Source organism: Flavobacterium sp. DSR2-3-3, assembly GCF_049896585.1.
Taxonomy (GTDB): domain Bacteria; phylum Bacteroidota; class Bacteroidia; order Flavobacteriales; family Flavobacteriaceae; genus Flavobacterium.
This window is the reverse complement of the sequence record NZ_JAFCUP010000002.1, coordinates 211,890-228,923: the sequence shown is the minus strand read 5'-3', so window position 1 is coordinate 228,923 and position 17,034 is coordinate 211,890. Positions and strand designations below refer to the sequence as shown.

Below are 17,034 nucleotides of genomic sequence, written 5' to 3'. Positions count from 1 at the left end.
TGGAATTTTAAGTTAAATACCATCGGATTTTAAAATTTCATTCGCTGGATTCGTACCGCATTCAATATTGCTAACAAGGCAACGCCCACATCTGCAAAAACAGCTTCCCACATCGATGCCAGTCCGCCAGCTCCCAGAATCAGCACTATTAGTTTTACTGAAAAAGCCAATCCGATATTTTGCCAAACGATTTGTTTTGTTTTTCTCCCGATGGTGACAGCGGTGAAAATTTTAGTGGGTTGGTCATTTTGAATTACAACATCAGCGGTTTCAATAGTAGCATCGCTTCCTAAGCCACCCATTGCAATTCCGACGTCCGCCAAAGCGATTACTGGAGCATCATTTACGCCGTCTCCAGCAAATGCAACTTTTAACTTTTGTCGCAATAGCTCTTCCACTTTTTCGACTTTATTTTCCGGCAATAAATTCCCGAATGCTTCATCGATATTCAATTCTTTGGCTACAGCCATAACTACAGCTTGATTATCTCCTGAAAGCAATATTGTTTTAATATTTATTTTATGTAAACTTTCAATGGCCGATTTTGCATCTTCTTTTATTTCGTCGGCTATCAGAAAATAACCTGCATATTTTTGATTGATGGCAACGACAATAATAGTGTACGGAATCGTGTCAAGTTTCGTGTCATAATCAATATTAAATTTTTTCATCAATTTAGGGCTTCCCACCAAGATTTCGTTTCCATCAACAAAACCTTTTATTCCGTAACCAGCGATTTCGGTAACTTCGGTAACAACAGTTTCGTTTTTAGCAATATTAGCGAATGTAATTATTGCTGAACCTACAGGATGTGTAGATTTAGCTTCAATCGCTGCGGTATAATCAACTAAATCGGTCTCTGAAATCCCTATCGCAACTACTTTTTGAACTCTAAAAACTCCTTTGGTCAGCGTTCCTGTTTTGTCCAACACTACAACTTGAATAGCTGCCATAGTATCTAGAAATGTAGATCCTTTAAATAAGATTCCGTTTTTACTAGCTGCCCCAATTCCGCCAAAATAACCCAACGGTATAGAAATAACTAAAGCACATGGACATGAAATTACCAAAAATATCAGAGCACGGTACAGCCACTCTTTAAAAACATAATTATCGACAAATAACAGTGGAATCAAACAAATTCCGATAGCCAAATAAACGACTATTGGCGTGTAAATTTTAGCAAACTTCCTGATAAACAACTCTGTTGGTGCTTTCTTGGCCGTAGCTTCTTGCACCATTTCAAGAATTTTAGATAATTTACTGTCGGTAAATGCGGTAGTTACTTCTATTTGCGCAATAGAATTTAGATTAATCATTCCAGCAAGAATAATATCCCCTTTTGATTTAGAATCTGGTTTACTCTCTCCGGTTAACGCGGCAGTATTGAAAGTCGCATGATCCGAAAGTAATTTTCCATCTAATGCTAACTTTTCTCCTGGTTTTAATTCTATTATTTCCCCAATAGTGACTTGCGAAGCTTTTTTGGAAACAACATTCGCGCCGTATAATACATTTGCTGTATCAGGTCTTTGGTCTAATAATGATTTAATATTTGATTTAGCTTTTTGTACCGCCATCATCTGAAATAGTTCTCCAATTGCGTAAAAAAGCATTACGGCTACTCCCTCCGCATATTGACCAATTCCAAAAGCACCGATTGTAGCAATACTCATTAAAAAAAATTCGGAAAAAAAAGCTCCTTTTCTAATACTTTGAAAAGCATCTTTCAGAACTGGAAAACCTACGGGAAGATAGGCTACAACATACCATGCAATTCGAACCCAGCCATTAAACCATGATTGGGGAAAATAATTATCAAATAACAACGCGATAATTAATAATACGAAGCTGATGATAGACGGTAAAAATAATCTGAAGACACTTTCGCTTCCGTTTCTATCATCATGATCATGTCCGTCGTAATTTTCAGCATCATTATCTACGGTACAACATCCCTTTTGATCTTTATCTGATTCCTGCTTGTTTTCTTCTAATGAGCAACAGGCAGTTTGATGATTAGCGTTATTTTTATGTTTGTGTGCCATAATTAGAATAGATTAAGAGTTCTAAAAGTACAAAATTTACTTCCAGAAAGGGGGAAGTTCAACTGTTTCTTAACCTGACTGGTGCCACACTAATGCATCTTTTAATTAGTAATCGCTTCGTAAATTATCTTCTGGATGTCTTCGCGAATGTTTGCTTTGGATAATCTATTTTCAGCCGCAATCGGAAAAGTTCTATTGGATAAAAATACATAAACAATTTGTGTTTCAGGATCGGCCCAAGCCATCGTTCCTGTGTAGCCGGTATGTCCAAAACTGGTCATGGAAGCACAACCGCACGTTGGACCTTCGGAACCCAATTGGGGTTTATCAAAGCCAACACCTCTCCTGTTTCCGACCGCACAAAAATAACACGTATTGAAATCTTCAAATGTCTTTTCAGAAAAATACTGCTGATTGCCATAATTACCTTTTTGTAAATAAAGTTCCATTATTTTAGCCACATCCATTGCATTTGAAAAAACACCTGCATGACCCGAAACTCCACCTTCTAAAGCAGCTGACAAATCATTGACATAACCTTGTAGAAGTTGACGACGGAAATAAGTATCCGTTTCTGTTGGAGGAATTCTGTTTTTATCAAATTTGGTCAAAGGATTAAAACTGGAATTATTCATACCAAGTGAACGATAAAAATTTTCTTGAATTAAAACATCTAATGTTTTACCCGTAGTTTTTTCCAAATAATCCTTCAAGATCATAAATGTAAGATCACTGTATTTGTATTCTTTTTTTGTTGCAATTTTACTTTTAACAATCATTTTCATGATCGTATCACTAAAATTATTTCTGATAAAAAGACTGTCGCCCAGTTTTTTTGAAAACTCCTGTTCAGCTACTTTTCTAAAATAAACATCCGAAGGTAATTTGCCTTTATCCATTGCTGCTTTGTAAAATGGAATCCCGGCAGCAAGTCCCGCATAATGAGACAATAAATCCTTGAAATTAATATTTGCTTTATTCGAATCTTTAAAAATTGGAGACATTGTTCCTAATGTTGTTTCCAAATTTATTTTTTGCTGATCGTACTGCAACATAATATTGGGCAATGTTGCTAAAATTTTTGTTAAAGAAGCTACGTCATATATATCTGAATCTTGAACTTTAATCGATTCATCATAGGTATGATGTCCAAATGATTTTTGATAAATGACTTTCCCTTTTCGGGCTACAAGAACCTGAATTCCCGGTGTCATTTTGGCGCTGATAGCTTTATTGGCAATAGCATCAATCTTTGATAAAATAGCTGAATTCATACCAACATTCTCCGGAGTCGTGAATCCTAAACGATTCAGTTTTTCCGTAGACAAACCGTCATTTACCTTAAAGCTATTGTTAATAGAAACCGGCAATTTTCCTTTAGCTGCAATCGAACCAAAAATTAGTTCCGCAGAAACGACTTGAGCAATGGTACTATTTTGATAAGAAACGACCAATCCTTCGATACCATCGAAATTTGTAATAGGTAAAAAAGCGTATGGTTTTGCAAAAATATTCAGAATTACAGTATTATTTTTAGCTAAAAAATTGATTTTAAATATTTCATCCGATTTTAAATCGTCGTTTTTGAAAGCTACATCTGATTTGTGATAGCCAATAATCACTGTTGTAAAAGCTTGCAATTTCACTTGAAGACTGTCTAGATTCGGATCTGAAATCACCGTAACTTCAGCATATTTTTTCAAAGTCGAAACAAATGCATCATTATTGTCGTCTCCTATTTTGACATAAGCGATTTTTTGTTTGTCCAAATTTTTAATTGGTAAAACAGTTCCCGTATTTTTTAGAACAGTAATCGCATTTTCATACAATTCGTACTGTAAAGCATCATTATCAACTGAATTTAAATCTTTGTTTAAATTTTCAGTCACAATTGGTTTGTAATTGTTTAAACCGGCTTTGTACTTGAACTTTAAAATTTTCTTTACGGAAAAAGCCAATCGTTCATCAGTAAATAAATTTAGAGAATAAGCGAGTTTAAATTTATCAATCGCAGCGGGAACATTTTCAGGAAACAACAGCACGTCATTTCCGGCCATAAAAGCTTCAAAGTTGATTTCGCTTGGTAATTTAAAATCGCTGACACTTTTCATATTTAGGGCATCTGTAATAATCAGTCCTTTAAAACCCAATTTTTTTTGGAGAATATCAGTAACTACATTATAAGAAATCGAAGAAGGAAAATTAGGTCTTGATTCTAAACTGGGAACGTTTAAATGTGCCACCATAACAGACGAGAGTCCTTCATGAAACATTTTTTTATAAGGGTAAAACTCTACGTCCGATAATTTTTCTTTTGAGGAATTTATAGTTGGTAAACTTTTATGAGAATCCGTTTCCGTATCTCCATGACCCGGAAAATGTTTACCGGTAGAAAACACACCTTGGCTCTGAACGCCTTTCATTATGGCAATGGCGCGCTCGGTAACGTTAAATTTATCTTCGCCAAAAGAACGAAAACCTATAATTGGATTATTGGGATTTGAATTGATATCCAACACTGGGGCAAAGTTAAATTGCAATCCCATTCGTTTGCTTTGTTGTCCCATTTGAACACCTACTTTCTCCAAAAGTTCCATATTTTGGATGGCTCCAAGTGTCATATTCCAAGGATAAATGTAAGTAGAATCCAGTCGCATACCCAAGCCCCATTCGGCATCATTACCAATAAATAATGGAATTTTTGATTTGGATTGATAACGATTGGTCAACTTAGCCTGGCGTTGCGGACCGCCTTGAAAGAAAATTAATCCGCCAATTTTATGATCTAAAATAAGTTTATCAATAGCTTTAATATGCGCTGAATCTTTATTGGAATAAGCAGCAACCATAAATAATTGCCCTAATTTTTCCTCTAAAGTCATTGCATTATAAACACTATCCACCCATTTATTGCCTTCCGGAGATAATTCAAAAAGATGCGGAGTATTAGTAGAATTTATACTGTCGAAATTCTCTATTTTGGGCGGAATATTGGTTACAATTGTTTTTTTCTTGTTCACTTTTGTACCAACACAACCCGCAGCAACAAAAATAAATAAGACATAAAAAAAAACAATTTTAATTCTTATTTTTTTCATTCACCAAGTTTATTTAAAAAAATCGGCTATGCCAGCTATCAATAGCCGGAACTTCCCACGATTCATTATATTCTTCTATATTGTTTACTAAATTATTGAAAACTACAGTATTTTCAGTAACAGCTTTATCTTTTACCATTTTCTTGAAATCAATCAATGGCTTGTGTGCAATATGCTCCCCAAGTTTGAAAGTGACATTCATTTTATCCAATAAATCAACGGTGTATTTTTGTTCCAGATTTTGAATAAATTCTACTGAGGAATCAATCGAGCAACCTGTTGCAGCTTGAACATCTTGATTAACGGCAATAATTATAAATCGGTTGTATTTTAATTGATACGATGATTCTAAACTGGTACCATGCGCAGCCCAACTTTCCAGAAAGGTTTGTAAAGCAGTTTCTATTTCAGAAAATTCCGCATCCGAAAATTTTCTGTTCGATTGATAAATCCAGATTTTAGATTCTTCAGGTAAATTTTCAAAAGGAACGTACATCTTAATTGTGTTATGAGTTATGAATTTTGATTTAAAAAATCAATATTCGTAATTTTTAATTTATTATAAATCTTGAGCATTAGCGATCAATTCCGCAATATCCATGACTTTGACTTCGCCTTCCTTTTCTTTATTTTTAATACCGTCAGTCATCATCGTATTACAAAAAGGACAACCCGCGGCAATTATTTCTGGTTTAGTTTCTAATGCGTCTTCGGTTCTTTCAACGTTCACTTCCTTATTCCCGGGCTCAGCATCTTTAAACATTTGCGCACCACCGGCACCACAGCATAAACCGTTTGCTTTGGAGCGTTTCATTTCGACTAATTCAGCATCCAACTTTAGAATTAAATCTCTAGGTGCTTCATAGACATTATTGGCTCTGCCTAAATAGCAAGGATCGTGAAAAGTAATTCGCTTTCCTTTAAATTGTCCTCCTTCAATGGTCAATCTTCCATCATCTAACAATGATTTTAGAAATTCCGTATGGTGAACTACTTCATATTTCCCGCCTAATTCCGGATATTCATTTTTTAAAGTATTGAAACAATGCGGACAAGCTGTAACAATTTTTTTTGCCTCGTATGCATTCAAAACCTCAATATTCATCATGGCCTGCATTTGGAATAAAAACTCATTTCCAGCTCTTTTTGCAGGATCACCGGTACAACTTTCTTCAGTCCCTAAAACGGCAAAGGAAACGTTGGCACGATTCAAAATACGAACAAATGCCTTTGTTATTTTCTTTGCCCTGTCGTCAAAACTTCCTGCACAACCTACCCAAAATAAAACTTCTGGCTGTTTCCCTTGAGCTAACATTTCGGCCATTGTTGGCACTATTAAATTCTCTGACATACTATTTGTGATTCGGTTATTCGTTGATTTGATTATTCGAGCAAACGGAAAATTGATATTTCACTTTATTAGATGAAATTTAAACAAATAAACAATTATTCATTTTTCCAATTCAATCGATCTTGCTGATTGTATTGCCAAGGTGCTCCATTATTTTCTATATTGGTCATCATGGCATTCAAAGGCATTGGAGCCGCACTTTTTTCCATAACTAAATAGCGACGCATATCCATAATGATAGAAAGCGGGCTAATGTTTACAGGACATTCCTCCACACAAGCATTACAGGAGGTACAAGCCCAAAGTTCTTCTGGTGTGATATAATCGTTCAATAATGTTTTGTTGTCCGGAATAAAAATACCTTTATTAACATCTATATTTTTACCCACCTCTTCCATCCTGTCTCTGGTATCCATCATGATTTTACGTGGAGACAATTTTTTACCTGTTATATTGGCCGGACAAGATGAAGTACAACGACCACATTCTGTACAAGTGTAGGCATTCAATAATTGTACCCAGTTTAAATCTTGAATATCACTGGCGCCAAACTTGCTTGGAACCGCATTTTCATCCACTGGTGCTGAGGCGAAAGGATCAGCATTAGGATCCATCATTAACTTCACTTCTTTGGTGACTGACTCCAAATTATCAAATTGACCTTGAGGATTCAGATTGGCAAAATAGGTATTTGGAAAAGCTAATAGTATGTGCAGGTGTTTTGAAAAATAAAGGTAATTCATAAAAATCAAAATCCCCACAATGTGCAACCACCAAAAGATCTCTGAAAGCAACATTACCAATTCATTTGACATTCCATTGAAAATTGGTTCAATAAATTGACTTACTGGAAAAAAACCTGCTTTTATAAAATGAGAAAAACCTCCCGGTACATTTTGCAAATGCAAATCAGATGCATTCATCAATAAAAATAAAGTCATCAAAACTACCTCGAAATACAAGATATAATTTGCATCACTTTTGGGCCAACCTTTTAAATCAGTGCTGACAAATCTTTTTAATTTGATTGCATTTCTTCGACTCCAAAAAGCGATAACAGCAATTAAAACTAAAAATGCTAAAATTTCGAAAGAAGCAATCAGCACATCATACGTAGTTCCTAAAAAAGCAAACACACGATGCGTACCAAAAAGTCCGTCGATTATAATTTCTAATAATTCAATGTTTATAATTACAAAACCAACATAAACTACAATATGGAGTATTCCAGTAACAGGACGTTTTACCATTTTTGATTGACCAAAAGCAATCATCGCCATATTACTCCAGCGGGCTTTTGGATTGTCGGAACGGTTTACATTAGTTCCAAGATTGATGTTTCGCATGATTTTTTTAACACTGGTAAAAAAATATCCAAAACCAATTACCAATAGAATGGCAAATAAAATATTGTCTAAGTAGCTCATATTTGCTATTTTATTTCATTAGATACAGAATCTTTTACAGGACCCATGTACGGTTTATTTTTCTTTCCAAACACAGAAATGTTAACATATCTAGTTGGATAAAGTCTAATATCCTGCAATAATAATTCTAATTCTTTTGTAGAACTTCTAATATTTTGGTAGAAAGCTTCATCGTTTAACAATTTGCCCATAGAACCTTTACCAGATTCCAAACCGCTCACAATGCCATCAACTCTAGCTAAAGTTGCATTCAAATTTCTGGCTGTTTTGCCTAAATCAGCTTTATCCAACGAATCTGAAATTTTAGAAAAATTTCCTGATATTTTATTAAAGTTAGTAACCACTCCGTTTATTTGACTTTTATTGGTACTTAATAAATCGTTAACGCTCATGGAAACTTTATGGAATTGCTCAACAGTGCTACTTAATTCAGACAATGTGAGTTTTAAATCTTGTTGCCCCTTTTGATCTAAAACATTGTTCAATCCGGAAATTAATTTTTCAGTACTTCCCAATAATTTTTCCAATTTCTCTTGAAGAGGTGCCAATTGGTCTCCTACTTTATCTGTTAGACCCATTTTTATACCACCTTGCAATTTCTCACCGTCAACAGCTAAGGTTTTATCATTGAAATTAGGGATAATCGCAATTTGTTTTCCTCCAATAAATCCTGGCTCATAAATAGAAGCAATACTGGATTTAGAAATTGGAAAATCCGTTTTTAATTGCAGTTCAACTAACAGTACGCCCGTATTCTGATTTATGGTGATACTACTCACCTTACCTATAACTAAACCGTTAAGAGTCACTGGCGCTGACGTTGCTAAACCTTCAACACTTTTATACTCTACAAAAAAGGTTTTGTAATTGGTAAAAAGATCTCTTCCTTTTAAAAAACTGTAGCCCCAAATAAATAATAAAATAGATGCAATTACTAAAATGGCAGTTTTAATTTCTCGTGTTATTTTCAAAATATATGTATTTTGTACAAATTTAATATAAAATATTTGACTTGTTATAATTATTTCACCGCTTCTTTGAGACTAATGTTTTTTCCGTCTCTAAATTCAATTATATAAGTAAAAAAATCCTTTAGATTTAACCGAAGTCAAATATTCTTTTACACTACAATAAATTAATGTTGAGCCATGTAATTATTTGTAAAAAGAACCATTATTTATTCGGGAAGCAACATTATTTAAGCCTTTAAAATTGGATGGATTTAAAATATTGCGTTTTGTCTTGTCCTAAAAAAGGTTTACACAAAAGTGTCAAATTATGGAAAGATATTCAAAAGAATCTTCATCAAAATGGCAATCAAAATATAGTGAAGAATTTAAAAGGTTTGTTGGTAATGAATTTTTAACTGGAACATCAACAAGACGAGAAATTAAACATAAGTATAATATCGGTAATTCACGCTTAATATATTGGTTAAGAGATATTGGATATGATTATTCAACTCACAATATTGTACCTTTGCCATAGATGAACAATCAAACAAAAAAATTATCTGTGGATGTGTAAATAAAACCAGCTGTATTAATTAAGCAACATTTTTAAAATTATTTTTCTGTTGCCAGAATTCTTTAATTGTCTTGTAATCTAGAGCTGAATGCCTTCTTTTTCTATTGTACCAAATTTCAATAATTTCAAATATATCTCGTTCCATCTGTTTTTTTGATATAAGTTTATTTCCATAAATTTGTTCTGTTTTAAAAGTCTTAAAAAAGCTCTGAGCTGCTGCATTGTTCCAACAATTCCCTTTTCTACTCATGCTTCTTGTAATCATTTTATAGGAATCAATCACATTGGTGAACTTTTTACTAGCATATTGAACTCCTCGGTCAGAATGAAATAGTAATCCTTTTTCAACACATCTGTTTTTAATAGCCATTCTCTAAGCTGACAACGAAGTTTCCTCTATGCTCATTCCATTACTCAAACTCCAGCCAATAATTTTTCTGTCATAGAAGTCTAAAATGGTTGTTAAATATATAAATCCTTCTTTTACTTTTATATATGTAATGTCCGACACCCAAACTTTTGACGGTTCTGTAACTAAAAATTCTCTATTCAAAACATTTGGTACAATTAAATACTTATGCTTTGAGTTGATTGTAACCTTAAATTTCTTGCTTAATTTGCTTCGTAAACCGAGTTGACTCATATATTTGGCAACGCTAACTCTTGATATATTATTACCCAAAGAAGCCAACTCTGCCGTCATTCTCGGACTTCCATATCTTTGTTTTGAATCAAAATAAATGGATGTTATTTTTTCTTTAACCAGCTCAGCTCTTTGTTTTCTATCCAAAATAGCCCCGCTTTTCCATTGATAATAAATTCTTTGACCGACTTGTAATACTTTGCACATCTTTTCAATCGGAAATATATTTTCATTGTTTCTGATGAAAATATAAATCATCGACCGATTTTGGAAAAGATGCCTACTGCTTTTTTTAATATATCTCTTTCTACTTCCGCATCTTTGAGTTTTTTTTCAAGCTCTGCAATTCGATCCTGTTCTGGCGTTTGCTTTACATTGCCGTTATCAGGAAAACTTCCTTGCTCAAACTCTTCATACTCTTTTCTCCATTTATACAATTGTGGAGCAGTAATACCCATTTCTCTAGCTAATTCTGAAATGTTATGCCTTTCATAACTCAATTGAACCGCTTTCTCTTTAAAAACTCGGTCGTAAATTTTTAGCATCTTTTTCATAAATTAAAATTAAGGTTTTTATTCTTAACTTTTTATGAGGGTAAAGTTAGCATGTCCAGTATATTTATAATCGCCAACCTGGCCGACTATGTTGAGGTAGGAAAAGATGACCTAGTCCAAAAGTACTTGTTCTTAACGACTTCTCACGATGGGAGAGGAAGCATAACTGCAGCCTTTACTCCTAGTCTTATCCTGTGCGCCAATACCCTAAATGCCTCCCTGCGCAAACAAATTAATACCGTTCGCATTCTGCATACCTATAACGCCAAACAATGTTTGGAGCAGGCGCACAAGGTCATGGAGATATCCGGTATCTTATCGGTGCAAATGGGAGCAATTTTCAATAACTGGACAAAAGTGCGCATTATTGATAGGGAACTAAAAATAATGGTGCAATCCGCACTCGCTCCCAGTTCAGAAAAGATCAAGCAATTGCATCAAATAAAATTGGATTTAATGAAATTATAAATTCTACATAGACTGATTTAACAAGAAAAGTGCATGCAAAAAATTACTGGCGCAAGTAGATAGAAAAGGTAATTATTGATATTAAAAATAAAATTAGTAACTGTGCTGACCCTTAAAATTCGGACAATATATCCCGACTAATTTAGATAGAACTAAAAACCTTAAATTAGCAGTGATATGTTAAGAACAAGAAGAACATTCGGGAAAGACTTCAAAGCCAAAGTTGTTTTGGAAGCCTTAAAAGAGAAAGATACCATTGCAGTATTAGCAAAAAAATAAAAGTTACTGCTGTACAAAATTTTAATGTGCAAGACGGACGCCATCCTTTATCTTTTTGCGGTTTTTTCTGCAGAAAAAATGGTTTTCCCCAAAGATGAAATTTCAACAGAGAAACGCTATTCTAGAATAGGTCAGCTGACTTTGGAGAATGACTTTTAAAAAAAAAGTCTGGGTTAATATCGATCAGTGAGCGAGTGAAAATGGTCGATACCCAAAATAAATTAAGTATTATCAAACAATGGCGACTATTAGAAATTCATCGTGGCGGTCTTTATTATAAAGCAAAACAGGAAAGTAAAGAGAACTTGAAAATAATGTAATTACTAGACCAACAATATTTTAATACTCCATTTTATCGCTGAAGGAAACTGACGTTCTGGCTCAAGGATTTAGGTATTAAAGTGAATCGCAAACGGGTAAAACGATTGATGCAAATCATTAATTAGCAAACCATTTATCAAGAACCTCAAACAACAATACGTGATAAAGAACATAAGAAATACCCTTATATACTTAAAGGTTTGAAGATCAACCATAAAAATCAAGTGCGAGCAACAGATATTACCATTTTTCCTACAAAAGAATTTATGTATTTGACTGCGATTGAAGATTTGCATACAAGATTTGTTTTGAACTGCAGTGCAAGCAACACAACGAGTGCTTATTGGTGTGCCGATAATTTTGTAAAAAAACATACAAAAGTATGGTGCGCGTGAAACTTTCAATACAGATTAAGGAAGTCAATATATTAGTGAAGTTCGCACCAATGTGCTATTATGCAATGGAATAAAAATTTCTATGGACGGTAAAGGACGAGCTAATTACAACATTTTATAGAAAGATTATGGAGGACAATCAAATACGAGAATGTATATTTACAAGCATATACTGACGGAATCAGCTTTTATAGAGGACTAAAATATTATTTTGAATTTTAAAATACACGGCGACTTCATCAGTCACTTGATTATGGAACGCCTTAAAAGAATTATTATAAAAAAGAAGTGGAAGAAAATCTGAATAATTTTTTTTGGCTTTTTAAAATAGCCAAAAAAGCAATATCCGATTTTAACCAAGATAATAGAATTTTAAACAAAAAACCTATCGTAAATCTTTGAGATTTCTGTCTGGAAAATGGGTACATCATACTAGCTTCCATAAAAAAAGCGCAAAGTTTATTACCTTGCGCATTTTCCAGAAAAATATATTTTTTGGAAAGTACACCTTTGCAAAGCGCAGGTCAAATTCTCCATCAATTATAATTATAAAAGTTATTTCCTCTAATTAAGGACGAATTAAAAATCGTACTGTTGTCTTATCGTTCGCTTGATTATAAATATCAACTATTATATAGGTATTAGTAGTAACACCTGTAATTAAATACGAAAAATTATAGTCAGTTTTATTTTTCGCTGTCGTGTCATCGGTTAAAAAGGGAATATTTGATCCCTCTTTTGTAATTATAACCTTGGAAAGCGCAATTTCAGATTGGATTCGACCGCTCACTGTATATTCGCCTTGTGAATTAGCTTTGCCCTCGGTTTGATTAAAAGTTATTGTTGGAACTGCAGCATCATCCTTTGAGCATGAATTCAAAAATAATCCGCTCGCTAAAACGAATAGTGCAGTAATAAAAAAATATTTCATTCTCATAATTATATGTATTTAAATTATTGTAAATTAAGTGTTTAAAAAAAAATGTTTTCTTAAAATATGTGTCAGTGTTATTAAGACAGTTGTACAAAACTAAAATATTTTGGAAATATACAAACGAATTTACATCTAATTGCCTCGGACTCGCCCATAAGAAAGATTATGAAATTGGCAAAAGTAAATATTATAAAGTCTTAATAAATACTCTCATTACTGCTTTAGATAGCATTTTAATGAATCGAAACTTCTTTACCAAAACTTATGCTGAAAGAGGCTTCCGTACAGTAGCTTATTTATAAGACTTATACAATAGTATCCAAAATAAGTAAAAAAAGACTACCGTTTAAAAATAGCCTCTTTTTTAATTAATCCGTTTTAATTTAATTAGTCCTTGTCATCTAAGTCTGTTTCATTTTCAAGCAAGTTTTTTATTTGCTCTCCAATATCATGATGTCCATCATCGTTATCAGTACTAATTTCAATTACTCCATCCCCATCTGTATCCATCAATAAATTTTGATTGGCTAGAGCAATTAGTCTTGCCATTATGGCATCAAGATGTATTTTTATGTTAAGTGACATATCGTTACCGTTAACTGTAAAATCTTTAGTTGGATCTGCAAAATCCATTTCAAGTTCAGCATCTTTTCCACTCCAGATGATAAAGTTTTTACCGTTTATTGTCCCTTTAATTAAAAAAGTTTTACCTAACATTTCGCCCGGCATAGTACTTTTTTCAAATTTAAATTTAATTTCCTCATACTTGGCATTCGGAATATTAACAGAAGTTATAAATTGAGTCAAAGTTTTGTTAGGATCTAATATATCCACTAAAAAAGGACCTACAAGTTTTACATCATCATCATAAAAAGGATTTGAAAGATATTTATCATCATCTTCATCTAATTCAAATTTTATCTTTCCAATGTTTATTTTAAATTCCGTAAACACTACTGTTGATGCAGCAGTACGAGCAGTTGTTGACGTTTTTCCTGTTGCAGAAACGGACGACGCTTTTACGGTGACATTACCGCTCGAAGATGGATTGTCTGTGCAAGAACTCATCATGATAACAAGTAATGCTAAAATTGATGTTTTTTTCATTTTTTTCATTTTTTTCATTTTTTTTGAGGTTAAATAATATATAATTAAGGGGTATTATTAATGGTTGTGAAAAACAATTTCAATAATTGTTTTTATAAAAAATAGTTTCTTTATAATTTAGAACAAGTACGTTTCTATTTCATTTAAATTAGTTTTTTGTGAAATAAAGATAATCAGTTGCTCCATCGCTGGCATTTTTATTTTTCAGTCTAACATTTGTGCTTGTAAATTCTGTAATTTTCCATTCGTCCTTCAATTCATCTAATCTACTGTCATCAAATTTTAACAGAAATATATTTTGACCACTATTTACAAAAGTGGACCAATTTCCGGCGATAGTATTTTTTTCTTTTACAACCATAATAGTTCCATTAGAATTGAAAGTAAAATTATATCCCTTATAATTTAAAGTTTCATCTTTGTCATCAAAATAATAGGATACATGCCACGTTCCATTAGTCAAAATCGCAGCGAAATTCTGGTTTCCTGCAGAACCTGAATTAGTGTTACAATCTTTAATCCCATCTTCAATACTGCTTTCAAAATTAGAGTTGTTTGTAATTATAACATTTTGACCCTTAAAATTTGTAATAGAAACTGGATAATTGATGGATATGAACACATTACTTTTTGTATCTTTTAAGAAGTTATATAAATCCTTATCGTTTTGAATAGTAATGGTGTTTGCTATTTGATTATCTGCATTATAAATATTAATCTTTATAGGATAATTTATCTGCAGGCAGTCAATCTCATCAAACCCGTCATCATCATCACAGTTATCAATAACATCCTCTAATTGATCCGGATTTGAAATCAATTCTGTTTTGAAATTTTGAAACTGGATTGTTATTGGATATACAAAATTTACTACATCATCATCATTTGAAAAAGCATCTAGTGCGTTTTGAACTACTTTATAATCATTTTGGCTAGATACTGTAATTTGCTTTTTATTTACAATAACACTAACTGGCAACTGAACATTAAAACAACTTGATTTGTCCAAAATATTATCCTTAGACGTAGGATTTTGTGATACCCTCGATATCAAACTCGCGAGAGGAGATTTAGCTGTTAAGTTTTGTGTAATGTCTTGAATAACCAATATTTCCTCATCTTGACACGAAATAAATACTACTACAGCAACGAACATCAATAAATATTTAATTGTTTTCATATTTAGCTAATATTTAATATCTAGACTATTGAACTGATATTTTTTATATTGTTTTGCGTGGCATTAAACTCTGTTTTGCGCGTCGGTTTCAATCTTTACAAACCGATTTCATTTCATATATTATACATTAAAATAGTAATGGTTCTATAGTAAAACAGTTTACATCCATATTACCCTACCAAAATTTAAAAATAAATATATCTTTGTAAAGCAAAAAATTACGAATTAAATGACCATACATTCATTATCAAGTACTTGTGATAAAATTATTTTTTCAATATTTTTTAAAAGTCATGCGAAAGCGCTTCGCAATTTTCTTTTTTACAAATACGGAAATAAAGACCAAGCCGATGATATAACTCAAGAAGCTTTTATTAAACTCTGGCAAAACTGTGCTGCAGTCCCCATTGAAAAAGCTAAATCTTATATCTATACCATTGCAAATAATAGCTCTCTTAACGAAATTGCACATCAAAAAGTAGTTTTGCAATATGAAAAAAATTTTGTTGGTCATAATAATACAAATGAAACTCCGGAATTTATACTCGAAGAAAAGCAATTCAAAAGTAAGCTCTTAAAATCAATTGAGAATTTGAAAGAAACACAGCGAGTTGCTTTTTTGATGCATCGAATAGACGGCAAGAAATATAGCGAAATAGCAGCGGAATTAAATATTAGTGTAAAAGCAGTTGAAAAGCGGATACACTTGGCTTTAATTGAATTACGAAAAGAAATTGATATGATAAAGTAGGGTAAATTTGTTTTTACATGTTTTAAATATAATACGATTAATGCAATGGAAAAGAATCACATTTTGGCAAAATGGCTAAACAACGAATTAACAGAAGATCAATTAGCTGAATTCAAAGCTAATCCTGATAACGAAAAATACGAGCAAATTAAAAATTATACTGCACATTTAGAAGTACCTCCTTTCAATGAAGAGAAAGTTTTAGAGCATGTTATTAATCACAAAAAAACAACACCTAAAATTATTCCTTCATACAAAAAATGGTTATTCAAAGTGGCTGCCGTCTTTGTTATTGGATTAGGAATTTTATTTTTGATGCAGAATTTTTCGTTGCAAACACAATATGCTTTCAATGGTAAAAAAACCACTTTCTTATTACCGGATAATTCTAAAGTAGTGTTGAATGCCGGTTCTGAAATTAAATATAAAAAATGGAATTGGGACAATAATAGAAACCTTGAGTTGAAGGGCGAAGCCTATTTTAAAGTAGCAAAAGGTAAAAAATTTGAGGTTACAACTGTTCTTGGAAAAGTTGCTGTTCTTGGAACCCAATTTAATGTAAAAGTACGAAAAAATCGTTTTGATGTAACTTGTTTTGAAGGAAGGGTACTTGTAAAGTACCAAGAAAAAGAATTGATTTTAACTCCGGGACAAAGTGTTTATTTTGAAGATGGAAAACAAATAAACACAACCATTGCTACAGCTCAACCAGAATGGATGGAAAACACAATTGCTTTTAATAAAGAAAATTTACGCAACATCCTAGATGAAATTCAAAGACAATACAATGTTTCTATTGAAGTAAAAACAAAATATTCGAGTGAATTATTTACTGGAAAAATCCCAATTAACAATCTTGATGTTGCCCTTCAAATTATTGCCACAACCTATCATTTAGAAGCCAAAAAAATTACTGCAAACAAAATAATTTTTGAAGGAAAATAAATTTTT

General features: G+C 32.6%; 17 protein-coding genes. 5 read left to right on the top strand and 12 right to left on the bottom strand.

The features are described 5' to 3' along the window. Positions 1 to 29 precede the first annotated feature (29 nt). The 6 genes from ACP7AQ_RS03715 to ACP7AQ_RS03690 all read right to left on the bottom strand — a co-directional run bounded on the left by ACP7AQ_RS03715 (position 30) and on the right by ACP7AQ_RS03690 (position 8,895). Positions 30 to 2,048, bottom strand: coding sequence for a heavy metal translocating P-type ATPase (locus tag ACP7AQ_RS03715; protein ID WP_426094453.1), 2,019 nt, complete (start codon positions 2,046 to 2,048; stop codon positions 30 to 32). A 101-nt stretch (positions 2,049 to 2,149) separates the two neighbouring features. After that, the gene (locus tag ACP7AQ_RS03710) at positions 2,150 to 5,146 is read right to left on the bottom strand and encodes a glycoside hydrolase family 3 N-terminal domain-containing protein (protein ID WP_426094452.1); all 2,997 of its coding nucleotides are present in this window, start codon (positions 5,144 to 5,146) and stop codon (positions 2,150 to 2,152) included. A gap of 13 nt (positions 5,147 to 5,159) precedes the next feature. After that, positions 5,160 to 5,642 (bottom strand): ABC transporter ATPase, encoded by a 483-nt coding sequence (locus ACP7AQ_RS03705; RefSeq protein ID WP_426094451.1) that lies wholly within the window; start codon positions 5,640 to 5,642, stop codon positions 5,160 to 5,162. Positions 5,643 to 5,705: 63 nt separating this feature from the next. Then, a complete protein-coding gene (locus ACP7AQ_RS03700) occupies positions 5,706 to 6,497 on the bottom strand; it encodes a (Fe-S)-binding protein (protein WP_114755209.1) in 792 nt (263 codons plus the stop codon). Between the two features lie 95 nt (positions 6,498 to 6,592). Continuing rightward, positions 6,593 to 7,924, bottom strand: coding sequence for a 4Fe-4S dicluster domain-containing protein (locus ACP7AQ_RS03695; RefSeq protein WP_426094450.1), 1,332 nt, complete (start codon positions 7,922 to 7,924; stop codon positions 6,593 to 6,595). Positions 7,925 to 7,929: 5 nt separating this feature from the next. Then, complete coding sequence (locus tag ACP7AQ_RS03690) at positions 7,930 to 8,895, bottom strand: MlaD family protein (protein ID WP_426094449.1); 966 nt, start codon at positions 8,893 to 8,895, stop codon at positions 7,930 to 7,932. Between the two features lie 307 nt (positions 8,896 to 9,202). Between ACP7AQ_RS03690 and ACP7AQ_RS03685 the strand changes: the two genes are divergently transcribed. Next, a complete protein-coding gene (locus ACP7AQ_RS03685) occupies positions 9,203 to 9,412 on the top strand; it encodes a hypothetical protein (RefSeq protein WP_426094448.1) in 210 nt (69 codons plus the stop codon). A gap of 58 nt (positions 9,413 to 9,470) precedes the next feature. Here the strand turns inward: ACP7AQ_RS03685 and ACP7AQ_RS03680 are convergent, their stop codons facing one another. Genes ACP7AQ_RS03680 through ACP7AQ_RS03670 form a run of 3 tightly spaced genes read right to left on the bottom strand, consistent with a single transcriptional unit; the run spans position 9,471 to position 10,648 of the window. Continuing rightward, positions 9,471 to 9,821, bottom strand: a complete 351-nt coding sequence (locus ACP7AQ_RS03680; protein ID WP_426094447.1) for a transposase — start codon at positions 9,819 to 9,821, stop codon at positions 9,471 to 9,473. Positions 9,822 to 9,824: 3 nt separating this feature from the next. Next, on the bottom strand, positions 9,825 to 10,352 hold the full coding sequence (locus ACP7AQ_RS03675; RefSeq protein WP_426094446.1) for an IS3 family transposase: 528 nt from the start codon (positions 10,350 to 10,352) through the stop codon (positions 9,825 to 9,827). Next, positions 10,349 to 10,648, bottom strand: a complete 300-nt coding sequence (locus tag ACP7AQ_RS03670) for a transposase (protein ID WP_426094445.1) — start codon at positions 10,646 to 10,648, stop codon at positions 10,349 to 10,351. Before ACP7AQ_RS03670 ends, ACP7AQ_RS03675 begins: the two co-directional genes overlap by 4 nt. A gap of 51 nt (positions 10,649 to 10,699) precedes the next feature. Between ACP7AQ_RS03670 and ACP7AQ_RS03665 the strand changes: the two genes are divergently transcribed. Both ACP7AQ_RS03665 and ACP7AQ_RS03660 read left to right on the top strand, forming a co-directional pair. Further along, entirely contained in the window at positions 10,700 to 11,116 is a 417-nt protein-coding gene (locus ACP7AQ_RS03665) for a DUF932 domain-containing protein (protein WP_426094444.1), read from the top strand. A 647-nt stretch (positions 11,117 to 11,763) separates the two neighbouring features. Continuing rightward, on the top strand, positions 11,764 to 11,841 hold the full coding sequence (locus ACP7AQ_RS03660; protein ID WP_426094624.1) for a hypothetical protein: 78 nt from the start codon (positions 11,764 to 11,766) through the stop codon (positions 11,839 to 11,841). A gap of 838 nt (positions 11,842 to 12,679) precedes the next feature. On the opposite strand, the gene ACP7AQ_RS03655 is transcribed toward ACP7AQ_RS03660, so the two are convergent. The 3 genes from ACP7AQ_RS03655 to ACP7AQ_RS03645 form a co-directional block, all read right to left on the bottom strand. Continuing rightward, complete coding sequence (locus ACP7AQ_RS03655) at positions 12,680 to 13,048, bottom strand: hypothetical protein (protein WP_426094443.1); 369 nt, start codon at positions 13,046 to 13,048, stop codon at positions 12,680 to 12,682. Positions 13,049 to 13,432: 384 nt separating this feature from the next. Next, positions 13,433 to 14,152 carry a hypothetical protein gene (locus tag ACP7AQ_RS03650; protein WP_426094442.1) on the bottom strand — a complete coding sequence of 240 codons (720 nt, stop codon included), beginning with the start codon at positions 14,150 to 14,152 and terminating at the stop codon, positions 13,433 to 13,435. A gap of 148 nt (positions 14,153 to 14,300) precedes the next feature. Beyond that, positions 14,301 to 15,332: a hypothetical protein gene (locus tag ACP7AQ_RS03645; protein ID WP_426094441.1), complete on the bottom strand. Its 1,032-nt coding sequence runs from the start codon at positions 15,330 to 15,332 to the stop codon at positions 14,301 to 14,303. A 229-nt stretch (positions 15,333 to 15,561) separates the two neighbouring features. Here ACP7AQ_RS03645 and ACP7AQ_RS03640 point away from each other — a divergent pair, with 229 nt between their 5' ends. Both ACP7AQ_RS03640 and ACP7AQ_RS03635 read left to right on the top strand, forming a co-directional pair. Then, a complete protein-coding gene (locus ACP7AQ_RS03640; RefSeq protein ID WP_426094440.1) occupies positions 15,562 to 16,083 on the top strand; it encodes an RNA polymerase sigma factor in 522 nt (173 codons plus the stop codon). Between the two features lie 45 nt (positions 16,084 to 16,128). Then, positions 16,129 to 17,028 (top strand): FecR family protein, encoded by a 900-nt coding sequence (locus tag ACP7AQ_RS03635; protein ID WP_426063195.1) that lies wholly within the window; start codon positions 16,129 to 16,131, stop codon positions 17,026 to 17,028. Positions 17,029 to 17,034: the final 6 nt, after the last annotated feature.